The sequence below is a fragment of the Arthrobacter sp. Leaf234 genome (assembly GCF_001422665.1).
Lineage (GTDB): Bacteria > Actinomycetota > Actinomycetes > Actinomycetales > Micrococcaceae > Arthrobacter_D.
On record NZ_LMLU01000005.1, the window covers coordinates 63,361 to 75,578 of the forward strand.

Genomic DNA, 12,218 nt, shown 5'->3' on the forward strand with positions numbered 1-12,218 from the left:
AGGACTCTAGCCCGTGGACCTGTTCGAATATCAGGCGCGCGATCTCTTCGAGGCACACGGAGTTCCCGTGCTCGCCGGAATCGTTGCGCACACCCCAGAAGAAGCAAAGGCGGCAGCCGAGAAGATCGGCGGCGTCGTCGTCGTCAAGGCCCAGGTCAAGGTCGGTGGCCGCGGCAAGGCCGGCGGCGTCAAGGTCGCGAAGACCCCCGACGAGGCCTTCTCCTACGCTTCTGACATCCTCGGGATGGACATCAAGGGGCACACGGTCCACAAGGTGATGATCGCGCAGGGCGCGGACATCGCCGAGGAGTACTACTTCTCCGTCCTGCTCGACCGGTCCAACCGCAACTACCTGGCCATGTGCTCGGTGGAGGGCGGCATGGAGATCGAGCAGCTCGCCGTCGAGCGGCCCGAAGCGCTCGCGCGCATCGCCGTCGACCCCGCGACCGGCATCGACCAGGCCAAGGCCGAGGAGATCGTCGACGCCGCCGGGTTCGCGCCCGAACTGCGTGAGGGCGTCATCCACACCATCCTCAAGCTCTGGGACGTCTTCGTGAAGGAGGACGCCACGCTGGTCGAGGTCAACCCGCTCGTCAAGACGGGCGCAGGGGACATCCTCGCCCTCGACGGCAAGGTCACCATCGACGAGAACGCCGAGTTCCGCCACGCGGACCACGCCGCACTCGAGGACAAGGACGCCGCCGATCCCCTGGAGGCTAAGGCCAAGGAGAACGACCTCAACTACGTCAAGCTCGACGGCGAGGTCGGCATCATCGGGAACGGTGCCGGGCTGGTCATGTCCACGCTCGACGTCGTCGCCTACGCCGGCGAGGCTCACGGCAACGTGCGGCCCGCGAACTTCCTCGACATCGGAGGTGGAGCGTCCGCCGAGGTCATGGCCGCCGGCCTGGACGTCATCCTCAACGACTCGCAGGTGAAGAGCGTCTTCGTCAACGTCTTCGGCGGGATCACCGCCTGCGACGCCGTGGCGAACGGGATCGTCAAGGCCCTCGAGATGCTGGGTGACGAGGCCAACAAGCCTCTCGTCGTGCGCCTCGACGGCAACAACGTCGACGAGGGACGCCGCATCCTCGCCGAGGCGAACCACCCGCTGGTGACCCTCGCCGACACCATGGACGAAGGCGCCGACAAGGCCGCCGCGCTGGCCTACGGAAAGTAAGGGAACACCCGTGTCTATCTACCTCAACAAGGACTCCAGGGTCATCGTGCAGGGCATCACGGGCGGTGAGGGCACCAAGCACACCGCCCTCATGCTGAAGGCCGGTACGCAGGTCGTCGGCGGCGTCAACGCCCGCAAGGCCGGCACCAGTGTCACGCACGGCGACGTCACCCTGCCGGTGTACGGCACCGTCGAGGAAGCGATGAAGGAGACCGGCGCCGACGTGTCGATCGTCTTCGTCCCGCCCGCGTTCACGAAGGACGCGGTCGTCGAGGCGATCGAGGCCGGCATCGGCCTCGTCGTCGTCATCACCGAGGGTGTCCCGGTGCAGGACTCGGCCTCCTTCTGGGCGCTCGCCCAGTCGAAGGTCGACGCCGACGGCAACCAGGTGACGCGCATCATCGGCCCGAACTGCCCCGGCATCATCACACCCGGGGAGTCCCTCGTGGGTATCACCCCGGCGAACATCACCGGCAAGGGCGGCGTGGGCCTCGTCTCGAAGTCCGGCACCCTGACCTACCAGATGATGTTCGAGCTGCGCGATCTCGGCTTCTCCACGGCGATCGGCATCGGCGGTGACCCCGTCGTCGGGACCACCCACATCGACGCCCTCGCCGCGTTCGAGGCCGATCCCGAGACCAAGGCCATCGTCATGATCGGCGAGATCGGCGGGGACGCCGAGGAGCGCGCCGCCGAGTTCATCAAGGCCAACGTCACCAAGCCGGTCGTCGGCTACGTGGCCGGCTTCACGGCACCCGAGGGCAAGACGATGGGCCACGCCGGCGCGATCGTCTCCGGCTCCGCGGGAACTGCGCAGGCCAAGAAGGAAGCGCTCGAAGCAGCAGGGGTGAAGGTCGGCAAGACGCCGTCCGAGACCGCCAAGCTCCTCCGCGAGGTCTACGCGACCCTCTGATCCATGCTCGTCCGGCAGCCTCCCCCGCACACCCGCGGGGGAGGCTGCTTCGCGTTCAGGGCAGGTTCGGTGCAGGTTCGGGGCAGGGGCACGTGCAGGAGCACGCGCGTGGGCAGGGGCAGGTTCGGGGCAGGTTCGGGGCAGGGACACGTGCAGGAGCACGCGCAGGGGCCGGGGCGGTGGCTCAGGCGTCCGCCGGTGTCAACGTGGATCCAGGGCTCCTCGCGGCTGCAGACCGGGCGTGCAGGAACTAGCGTGGGCACGCAGGGCGCGCAGCCCTCACGGCTTCAGGCGGCAGCACACACCACCACGACACACGCAGGAGATGCACGGACGATGAGCGGCGCGACGAGGAGCAGGGCCGTCGACACGGCGGAGGCCGACGGCGACCAGCAACGGAGGTACCTGCGCCGTGTCACCTGGGTGGCCACCCTCGGCGGCCTGCTGTTCGGCTTCGACACGGGCGTGATCAACGGCGCGCTGCCCTTCATGGTGGACGACCTCCGCCTGACCCCGGTGACCGAGGGATTGGTGGCCAGCTCGCTCGTTTTCGGCGCCGCGTTCGGCGCGCTCGCCGGCGGCCGCCTCGCGGATGCCTACGGGCGCAGGAGGATGATCATCGTGCTCGCCGTGGTGTTCCTCGTCGGGACGCTCGGCACCGCCCTCGCGCCCGACGTCACGGTCATGGTCACCGCGCGGCTGGTGCTCGGACTGGCGGTGGGTGGCGCGTCCGTGATGGTGCCGATCTTCCTCGCGGAGCTCTCGCCGGCCGCGCGCCGTGGGCAGACCGTCACCCGGAACGAGCTCATGATCGTCACGGGCCAGCTGATCGCCTTCAGCACGAGCGCCTTCCTCGGCACCGTGTTCGGGGACAGCCACGGGATCTGGCGGTGGATGCTGGTCCTGGCGACCCTCCCCGCGATCGGCCTGTGGATCGGCATGTACTTCGTCCCGGAGAGCCCGCGCTGGCTCGCGGCGCACGGGGCCTTCGGGTTCGCCCTGAGGGCGCTGCAGCGACTCCGCCCGCCGGCTGCCGCCCGCATCGAGTACGAGGAGGTGAAGGCCCTCGCCCTGGAGGACCGCGAGAAGGACAAGGCCGGGATCCGTGATCTGCGCGAGCCGTGGCTGCGACGCATCGTCGTGGTCGGGCTCGGCCTCGCCGTCATCCAGCAGATCACCGGCGTCAACTCGATCATGTACTACGGCACGCAGATCCTGGTGGTCGCGGGCTTCGGTACCCAGGCGGCGCTGACCGCCAACATCGCGAACGGCGTCATCTCCGTCGCCGCGACCTTCGTCGGCATCTGGCTGCTCGGCAGGGTGGGGCGCCGACCCATGCTGCTGGTCGGCCAGATCGGGACGACGGCGGCACTCCTGGCCATCGGGCTCGTCTCGCTGCTGGTGCCGGAGGGAACCGCACGGGGGTTCCTCGTCCTTGCGCTCACCGTGACCTTCCTGGCCTTCCAGCAGGGCGCCATCTCGCCGGTCACGTGGCTCATGCTGTCGGAGATCTTCCCGATGCGGCTGCGCGGGCTCGGGATGGGAGTCGCGGTGTTCGTGCTGTGGATGGTCAACTTCGCCGTCAGCCTCAGCTTCCCGATCCTCATGGATGCCATCACCATCTCGAACACGTTCTTCGTGTTCGTGGTCCTGGGTGTCGCGGCGATCGTCTTCGCCCGGCGCTACATCCCCGAGACGCGGGGACGCACCCTGGAGGAGATCGAGCGCCGGTTCAAGGAGGACGCGGGCAGCTCCGTGCGATAGGGCGAGCCGCCCGTGGCTTGTAGTGTGGCGACGGGGGACCACCGATTGCGTCAGGCAAGATTCCAGGAGGACATCATGCGCGCCACCATCATCCACGGGCCCGGCGACATCCGCGTCGAGGACCGCGACTACCCGACGATCATCCGGTCGACGGACGCCGTCGTCAGGGTCACCGCGTCCTGTGTCTGCGGGTCGGACCTGTGGCCCTACCGCGGCGTCCGCCCCACGAAGGAGCCGAAGGCCATCGGCCACGAGTTCGTCGGCGTCGTCGAGTCGGTGGGCGACGACGTCCGCGACCTCGCCGTCGGCGACTTCGTGATCGCGCCCTTCGTCGACAGCTGCGGGACGTGCCCCCAGTGCCTCAACGGGGTCACCGTCGCCTGCGACCACCTCGCCGGCTGGGGCAGCACCGACGAACACGGTGACTTCCTCCAGGGTGGCCAGGGGGAGGCCGTGCGTGTCCCGCAGGCGGACGGGACGCTGCGCAGGGTCGACGGCGTCACCGAGCCCGACGCGGCCCTGACCGCGAGCCTCCTCACCCTCTCCGACGTCATGTCCACGGGCCACCACGCCGCCGTCTCGGCGAACGTGGGACCGGGCAGCACCGTCGTCGTCGTCGGTGACGGCGCCGTGGGACTGTGCGGGGTCCTCGCGGCCAAGCGCCTCGGCGCGGAGCGCATCATCGCCATGTCGCGGCACGAGGACCGGCAGGCCCTTGCGCGCGAGTTCGGCGCGACGGACATCGTGGCCGAGCGGGGCGACGAGGGCGTGGCGAAGGTCCGCGAACTGCTCGGCGGAGTGCTCGCCGATTCGGTGCTGGAGTGCGTCGGGACCAAGGAATCGATGGACCAGGCGCTGCGCAGCACGCGGCCGGGCGGCCACCTCGGGTTCGTCGGCGTCCCCGCCGGTGGTCCGGAGCTCCCCATCGGTGTGCTCTTCGCGAAGAACATCACGGTAGGTGGCGGCATGGCCCCCGCGCACACCTACATCCCCGAACTGCTGAAGGACGTCCTGGCCGGGACCATCGATCCCGGCCGCGTGTTCGACGTCGAGATGCCGCTCGAGGACGCCGCGGAGGCGTACCGGGCCATGGACGAGCGGCGCGCCATCAAGGTGCTGCTCAAGCCCTGACCCGCACGATCCACCGGAGGGCCCGTCCGTGGACGGGCCCTCCGTCGTCGTCGGACGGCGCGCGGGCCCACTGTCCGCCGGTCCCCTCCGTCCGACGGCGTGCCCCGACCCGGCGACCGGGCAGAATGGGGGCATGACACCCACGCCCTACCTGATCTCGCGCGAGCGGCTCATCGACGCCCCTGCGGACCGCATCTTCGAGGTGCTGGCGACGCCGGCCCTGCACAGCGTGATCGACGGTTCGGGAACGGTGCGCGGGGAGCAGCCCGACGGTCCGGCCCGGCTGTCCCTGGGCGCGAGATTCGGGATGGACATGCGCATGGGGGCCTCCTACAAGATCCTCAACCGGGTGGTGGAGTTCGAGGAGGGGCGCCGCATCGCGTGGCGGCATTTCTCCGCACACGTGTGGCGCTACACGCTGGAGCCGCGCGGTACGTCCACGCTCGTGCGGGAGGAGTGGGACGGCAGGGCCGTGAGGTGGCGTTTCGTCTTCCGCCTCACGGGCTTCACCCGGCGCCACCCGGCCAGTATCGAGGCCACGCTCGGACTCCTCGAGGACCATGTTCTGCAAGAGCGGGACGCGGCCTGATGCCCACGCGGGCCGCGTTCCCGGCAGGGCTACGGGGCCGGCCCTCTAGGCGATCGACGTGCCGAAGAGCAGCCCGAGGAGATAGGTGACGCCCGCCGCGCCCAGTCCGATCGCCAGTTGCCGCAGCGCCAGCCGCAGCGGCGAGGCTCCGGACAGCAGGGCGACCACGGCGCCGGTGGCCAGCAGCGCGAGTCCCACCAGCACGCAGGCGACGACGACGGCGGTCGGCCCGGCCAGGCCCACGAGGTAGGGCAGCACCGGGATGATGGCGCCCGAGGCGAAGAAGCAGAAGCTCGACGCCGCCGCCCCCAGCCCGGTGCCCACCGCCTCGTGCTCGTCGACGTCGTCCTCGGCCTCGGGCCGGAGCGAGAAGCTGGGGTCGCAGTCGCAGCTGTAGAGGCCGAGGCGCTCCGCCGCGCGGTGCTCCGCCGCGGCGGGCGTCATCCCGCGGGCCCGGTACACCAGTGCCAGCTCGTTGGCCGCGATATCGAGTTCCTTCGCGGCGGTCAGCGTGATCTGCGTGGGACGGGTGGCGGAGAGCAGCTCCCGCTGGGACCGCACGGAGACGTACTCCCCGGCGCCCATCGAGAGCGCGCCGGCCAGGAGCCCTGCCAGTCCGCTGACCAGGATGAACGCGGTGGACGCGCCGGTGGCACCGATACCCATGATGAGGGCGAGATTGCTGACGAGGCCGTCGTTGGCGCCGAAGACCGCAGCCCGGAAGTTGCCGGAGAGCCTGTTGCGGCCGCGGGTCGCCAGCCCGCGGACCACCTCCTCGTGGATCTGCTCGTCCGCCACCATCGCGCTGGTGGCCGAGGGGTCCGTGGCGTAGGGGGAGCGGCCCTCGGCGCGCTGGGCCAGCGCGAGGACGAACACGGAGCCGAAGCGCCGAGCGAGCACCCCGAGGATCCGGTTGCGCAGGGACGGTCGGAGGGGCCGGCCCACCTCGTGGCCCAGCAGTGCGAGCCAGTGCGCCTCGTGCCGGCCCTCGGCGTCGGCGAGCCCGAGGAGGATCTCGCGCTCCTCGCCGGTCCTGCGGCGGGCGAGGTCCCGGTAGGTCGCGGCCTCGCCACGTTCGTCGGCGAGGTACTGCCGCCAGCGTCGGACGTCGTCGCGGGAGGGGGAGTGGTCAGGGGATGTCACGCGGTGCTCCGGATTCTCGGGTGCGTGCGCACGTCGGCCGGAGCGGGAGGCTTCGGCCGGGTACGCAGGGGCGTCGGTTCGGCCGAAGGTCTCGCTCGCCGGATGAACCGGTGGATAGCCGGGCGCCGTTGGCGCCAGTATGTCGACAGGCCGCACATCCTCGCGGACGCGGAGCTACTCCCCTTCGACCGACCATCCTACCCGAGCGTCACCTGCTGCGTCCGCGCCCGGCCTGTCCGGGGGCCGTCGGCCGCGAGTGGCGCGAGTGGCGCGAGTGCCACGGGCGCCACGGACGGCACGGACGGCACGGACGCCAGCGACACCGCGACCGCGGTGGGCCCGGTAGGGTCGGGAGGTTCGGGTACCGTGGCTCGACGAGCCGCGATACAGTCGGAGCAAGAACAGGAAGCAGGCTTATGGATCTGGCAGCCCGGCCCTGGGTGGCGAGCTACGCACCCGGCGTGCCCCCGACGTTCGATGTTCCCGAGGGCACGCTCACCGACCTGCTCGAGACGTCGGTGCGCACCTACCGCACGGGGACGGCCCTCGAGTTCTTCGGTGCGGCGACGAGCTACCGCGAGCTGGGCGACGCCGTCGACCGCGCCGCGGCAGGCCTGCGGGCCCTCGGCATCCGCGCGGGTGACCGGGTGGCCCTGGTACTGCCCAACTGCCCGCAGCACATCATCGCCTTCTACGCCGTCCTGCGCCTCGGGGCGATCGTCGTCGAACACAACCCGCTCTACACCGACCGCGAGCTGCGCCACCAGTTCGAGGACCACGGTGCCACCGTGGCGATCGTCTGGGACCGGGTGGCACGGCAGATCCAGCAGCTGCCGGCCGACATCCCGGTGACCGCGCTGGTGACGGTGGACCTCGTCAGCGCCATGCCCGTGTCGCGACGGCTGGCCCTGCGCCTGCCCATCCGCCGGGCCCGTGAGGCGCGGAGGGCGCTGACGACGACGGACAGGCCCACCGGTCCCCGGAAGGTCCTCGGCTGGGGCGAACTGCTCCGCCACCGACCCCTCCCGCGCAAGCATCCGCGTCCGTCCGCGACGGACACCGCCGTCCTGCAGTACACCAGCGGGACGACCGGGGTGCCCAAGGGGGCCGTCCTGACGCACCGGAACCTCCTCGCCAACGCGGCCCAGGGCCGGGCCTGGGTCCCCGGTCTCGAGGCAGGGCGCGAGACGGTCTACGCCGTGCTCCCCATGTTCCATGCGTACGGGCTCACGCTCTGCCTGACCTTCGCGATGAGCATCGGTGCGAAGCTCGTCCTGTTCCCCCGGTTCGACGTCGACCTCGTCCTGGCCGCAGCGAGAAAGAGCCCGCCCACCTTCCTGCCCGCCGTCCCGCCCATCTACGAGCGGCTGGCAGCAGGAGCGGCCGCCCGTGGCGCCGACCTGCGCAGCATCCGCTTCGCGATCTCCGGTGCCATGAACCTCTCCGAGTCCACCGTGGAGACCTGGGAGGCGGCAACCGGCGGCTACCTCATCGAGGGCTACGGACTCACCGAGACCTCCCCCGTGGCCGCCGGCAACCCGATCGGCCCGACCCGCCGTCCGGGTACCGTCGGCGTACCCTTCCCCGGCACCGACGTGCGCATCGTCGACCCCGACGATCCCGGCGCCGACCGCGGGCCCGGTGAGGCGGGCGAGCTCCTCCTCCGTGGACCGCAGGTGTTCCAGGGCTACTGGCGCAAACCCGACGAGACGCACGCCGCGCTCCTCGACGGCGGCTGGTTCCGGACGGGGGACATCGTCCGGATGGACGAGGATTGCTTCATCACGATCGTCGACCGCATCAAGGAGCTCATCATCACGGGCGGCTTCAATGTCGCCCCCTCCGAGGTGGAGGACGCCCTCCGGGCGCATCCGGACGTCACCGACGCCGCCGTCGTCGGACTGCCCCGCGAGGGCGGCGGCGAGGACGTGGCCGCCGTCGTCGTGCTCGCCGACGGTGCCGCACTCGACGTCGAGAGCCTTCGCTCCCACTGCCGTGGCGCGCTCGCGGCCTACAAGGTCCCCCGCACCATCGTGCAGGCCGAGGACCTGCCCCGATCCCTGATCGGCAAGGTCCTCCGGCGCGAGGTGCGCACCCAATTGCTCAACGATGGCCCCCGTGCCGAAGGAAGTGACAGTCGATGACCCAGCACACGCAAGCCCGGGCGGGGACGCCCGCCCCGAGAGGTCCGTGGCGCGACAGCCTCGGCAACGCCAGCATCCGTGCGGGCCAGGTGCTCATCCTCCTGGTGCTCGCCGTCGTGGCGATCTACGCCCTGATCCAGGTGCGGCTCGTGGTCATCCCGATGCTGCTGGCGCTCATCCTGGCCGCCGCGATCGGGCCCTTCGTCAACTGGCTCCGGCGCAAGGGCTGGGGCGCCTCCCTGGCGACGGCCGTCTCCTTCCTGCTGCTCCTGCTGCTCTTCGGCGGGCTCATCACGGGCATCGTCTTCGCCGTGATGGGTCAGGCCGGTGAGCTCGTCTCCAGTGCCACCGAAGGCTTCGACCAGCTCTACGCCTTCGCGCAGAACGGCCCCATCCCCATCGACGACGCGCAGATCCAGCAGGCCCGTGACTGGGTGGTGGACTTCGCGACCTCGAGCACCGTCGGCGCGGGTGCCATCTCCGGGCTGAGCGCAGCCGGCAACTTCTTCGCCGGGGCGCTGCTCATGGTGGTCATCCTCTTCTTCTTCCTCAAGGACGGCGAGAAGATCTGGGCCTTCATGCTCCGGGCCTTCAAGGGCCGCCGCCTGGTCAAGGCCCGGCGGGTGGGCTACAGCAGCATGTTGGTCCTCGGCGGCTACGTCCGCGGGACGGCGATCGTCGCGCTCGTGGACTCGGTCTTCATCGGGCTGGCCCTGCTGCTCCTCGGGGTACCGCTCGCGCTGCCACTGGCGGCGATCGTCTTCATCGGGGCGTTCATCCCGCTGGTCGGGGCAACCCTCGCCGGCGTGCTCGCCGCGCTGATCGCCCTCGTGGCCAATGGGCCGTTCGTGGCCCTCATGGTGATCATCGCGGTGATCGTGGTCAACCAGCTCGAGGGCAACTTCCTGCAGCCCGTGGTCATGGGGCGCACCTTGCAGGTGCACGCCCTCGTGATCCTGGTTGCCCTGACGGCCGGGACCATCCTCGCCGGGATCATCGGCGCGATCCTGTCTGTCCCGGTGGCCGCTGTCGGCTGGGCCGCCATCAAGGCGTGGAACCAGGAGAAGGACGAGAACATCACCGACGAGGAGGTCGAGGAGGCCGAGAAGCTGACCGCCCTCGACGAGACCGGTCATGGCCTGAGTTCCACGCCGAAGGAGGAGCACGCCCGCAAGAAGGAGGAGGCGGGGATCGCCGTGCACGAGGCGGACGAGAGGCCCGCGACGCATGAGCGCAGGGTCGAGGGTCAGGGCGGCGACGACGAGCCGGAGAGCGGCATGGCCGGTGATCCGCATGCACCCGCGTCGGGCAGCAGCGCGACCGCGGGTTCGGCCGGGACGCCCGCCGCGACGGCCGCGCGCACGTCGGCCGGCGCACCCTCCGCGACCCCGGCCGGTGCCCCTGACGGACGTCCGTCCGGCGCCCCCGACGCGAGCACCCCGACCGGGGAGACCGCGGGCGAAGGCGTCGACGGGCGGCGCGGGCGGCGCGGTCGCAGGGGAGGCTCGTCGACCCCGACGGGCTGACAGGCCGCTCCGGCCACGTACCGGATCGTGGTGGATCCACGAACGAGGAAGGGCTTCCGACCACTGTCGGGAGCCCTTCCTCGTCGTCGGGTGCGTGGTGCCCGGCAGGCGACACCGGCACCCGACGGCGTCCGGACGCCACGCTCCCGGTGCGGGAGCACAGGCGGCGGGGTCAACGGACTGGCACGGGGGCGTCCTCCGGCACCTCGCCGGCCACGCGCCGGTCCCAGGCCCCCATCACCCGGGGGTCCGTCGGCCGGGTCGCGAGGGACACCACTGCGTACACGAGGAGCGAGGCGCCGAGCCCGTAGTAGATCGGGTAGTTCGAGTAGATGCCGTCGTACCGGACCTCCGCCGTGATCTCCAGATAGGTCATCACCCCGAGGGTGACGAGGGTTCCCGCCGCCATCGACGCTCCCGCGCCGATACCGTTGCCGCGGCGCCACACGAGTCCGCCGAGGATCGCGACGAGCAGCCCGCCCACGAGGATGTCGTAGGCGATGGTCAGTGCGGCGACGACGTCCTGCACCACCACGGCGAGGGCGATCGTGACGATCCCCAGCCCGAGGACCCACCAGCGGCTCGAGGCGACGTGGTGCTCCGCCGTCGTACCCTCCCCGGTGGCCCCGCCGTCCGTCGCGCCCCTGCCGAACCACCCGGCGACGAACGGCACGACGTCGGTGCGCGCGACGGTCGCCGCGGCGATCAGGGCTCCCGACGCCGTCGACATCATCGCGGCGACCGCCGCGGCGAGCACCAGCCCGCCCACGCCGATCGGCAGGACGTTGAGGGCGACGTCCGCGTAGACGTCGTCGCGCGACTCGATCGCAGGGAGGATGACGCTCGCACTCATGCCGATGACGGCGCCCGCGACGCCGTAGAGGATGCAGTACACGCCCGCGGCCGAGCCGCCCCAGCGGGCGACCACCGGTGTCCTCGACGTGAACACGCGCTGCCAGATGTCCTGGCCGATCAGCAGCCCGAGCGTGTAGACCACGAAGTAGGTGATGATGCTCTGCGCGCCGATCCCGGTGATGCTGAAGAACGCCGCCCCCGCCCGGTCGCGGATGCCGTCGAATCCACCGGCGGCGGCGAGGGAGAAGGGCAGCATGAGGGCGAAGACGCCGATGGTCTTGATGACGAACTGCGCCATGTCCGCGAGCGTGATGGACCACATCCCGCCGATCGTGGAGTAGATCAGCACGATGGCTCCGCCGACGGCGATGGACAGCGCGCGGTCCCAGCCGAAGAGGACCACGAAGATGGTGGCGTAGGCGCCGGTGGACGTGGCGCAGAGCATCAGGGTGTAGGCGAGCATGACGATCCCCGAGACGCGCGTGGCACGGTGGCCGTAGCGCAGGGTGAGCATCTGCGAGACCGTGTAGATCTTCAGCTTCTGGATGGTGGGGGCGAAGAGGAGGCTGAGCAGCAGCACGCCGGTGCCGATCGCCACGACCAGCCACATGCCGGAGATGCCGTACTGGTAGCCGAGGCCTACGCCCCCGACCGTCGAGGCTCCACCCAGGACGACGGCGGCCATGGTACCGGTGTAGAGCAGGGGACCGAGGCGGCGGCCCGCCACGAGGTAGTCGCTGGCATCACGCGTCCGGGACTTCCCCCACCAGCCGAATCCGAGCATGGCGACGAGGTAGGCGACCACGATGGCGATGTTGAGTGCTTGCATGGGAGTCCTTCGACGATCGACCGGGCGGGATGCCTGCTGGGCAACCGATGATGCCCAGTAAGCTACTCGTGACGCGAGTCACGCGTCAATCGTCGCAGGACCGTGTGACATCACGATGAGCACCGTGTAACGGCTATGCTCGAT

The 12,218-nt window shown here is 70.6% G+C and carries 9 protein-coding genes; 7 read left to right on the plus strand and 2 right to left on the minus strand.

Going from position 1 to position 12,218, the window contains the following annotated elements:
* Positions 1 to 13 precede the first annotated feature (13 nt).
* From sucC to ASF21_RS08180, 5 genes are all read left to right on the plus strand, one after another.
* Positions 14 to 1,180, plus strand: coding sequence for an ADP-forming succinate--CoA ligase subunit beta (gene sucC / locus ASF21_RS08160; RefSeq protein WP_055769551.1), 1,167 nt, complete (start codon positions 14 to 16; stop codon positions 1,178 to 1,180).
* A gap of 10 nt (positions 1,181 to 1,190) precedes the next feature.
* On the plus strand, positions 1,191 to 2,093 hold the full coding sequence (sucD, locus tag ASF21_RS08165) for a succinate--CoA ligase subunit alpha (protein WP_055769554.1): 903 nt from the start codon (positions 1,191 to 1,193) through the stop codon (positions 2,091 to 2,093).
* Positions 2,094 to 2,429: 336 nt separating this feature from the next.
* Positions 2,430 to 3,857 (plus strand): sugar porter family MFS transporter, encoded by a 1,428-nt coding sequence (locus ASF21_RS08170; protein ID WP_055769556.1) that lies wholly within the window; start codon positions 2,430 to 2,432, stop codon positions 3,855 to 3,857.
* Positions 3,858 to 3,932: 75 nt separating this feature from the next.
* On the plus strand, positions 3,933 to 4,988 hold the full coding sequence (locus ASF21_RS08175; protein WP_055769558.1) for a zinc-dependent alcohol dehydrogenase family protein: 1,056 nt from the start codon (positions 3,933 to 3,935) through the stop codon (positions 4,986 to 4,988).
* 133 nt (positions 4,989 to 5,121) lie between these two features.
* Positions 5,122 to 5,577, plus strand: coding sequence for an SRPBCC family protein (locus ASF21_RS08180; RefSeq protein ID WP_055770666.1), 456 nt, complete (start codon positions 5,122 to 5,124; stop codon positions 5,575 to 5,577).
* Positions 5,578 to 5,622: 45 nt separating this feature from the next.
* Here the strand turns inward: ASF21_RS08180 and ASF21_RS08185 are convergent, their stop codons facing one another.
* A complete protein-coding gene (locus ASF21_RS08185; protein WP_055769559.1) occupies positions 5,623 to 6,720 on the minus strand; it encodes a VIT1/CCC1 transporter family protein in 1,098 nt (365 codons plus the stop codon).
* A gap of 416 nt (positions 6,721 to 7,136) precedes the next feature.
* Between ASF21_RS08185 and ASF21_RS08190 the strand changes: the two genes are divergently transcribed.
* Complete coding sequence (locus tag ASF21_RS08190; protein WP_055769561.1) at positions 7,137 to 8,864, plus strand: long-chain-fatty-acid--CoA ligase; 1,728 nt, start codon at positions 7,137 to 7,139, stop codon at positions 8,862 to 8,864.
* Complete coding sequence (locus ASF21_RS08195) at positions 8,861 to 10,390, plus strand: AI-2E family transporter (RefSeq protein ID WP_414826618.1); 1,530 nt, start codon at positions 8,861 to 8,863, stop codon at positions 10,388 to 10,390. The genes ASF21_RS08190 and ASF21_RS08195 overlap by 4 nt, the downstream gene beginning before the upstream one ends.
* A 172-nt stretch (positions 10,391 to 10,562) precedes the next feature.
* Here the strand turns inward: ASF21_RS08195 and ASF21_RS08200 are convergent, their stop codons facing one another.
* Positions 10,563 to 12,074, minus strand: a complete 1,512-nt coding sequence (locus tag ASF21_RS08200) for a sodium:solute symporter (RefSeq protein ID WP_055769563.1) — start codon at positions 12,072 to 12,074, stop codon at positions 10,563 to 10,565.
* Between the last annotated feature and the right edge of the window lie 144 nt (positions 12,075 to 12,218).

What these genes read in the sequence shown, in the direction of transcription:
- ASF21_RS08190 (WP_055769561.1), top strand. Translation starts at nt 7,137, where the DNA reads ATGGATCTGGCAGCCCGGCCCTGGGTGGCGAGCTACGCACCCGGCGTG.
- ASF21_RS08195 (WP_414826618.1), top strand. Translation starts at nt 8,861, where the DNA reads ATGACCCAGCACACGCAAGCCCGGGCGGGGACGCCCGCCCCGAGAGGT.
- ASF21_RS08180 (WP_055770666.1), top strand. Translation starts at nt 5,122, where the DNA reads ATGACACCCACGCCCTACCTGATCTCGCGCGAGCGGCTCATCGACGCC.
- ASF21_RS08175 (WP_055769558.1), top strand. Translation starts at nt 3,933, where the DNA reads ATGCGCGCCACCATCATCCACGGGCCCGGCGACATCCGCGTCGAGGAC.
- ASF21_RS08170 (WP_055769556.1), top strand. Translation starts at nt 2,430, where the DNA reads ATGAGCGGCGCGACGAGGAGCAGGGCCGTCGACACGGCGGAGGCCGAC.
- ASF21_RS08200 (WP_055769563.1), bottom strand. Translation starts at nt 12,074, where the DNA reads ATGCAAGCACTCAACATCGCCATCGTGGTCGCCTACCTCGTCGCCATG.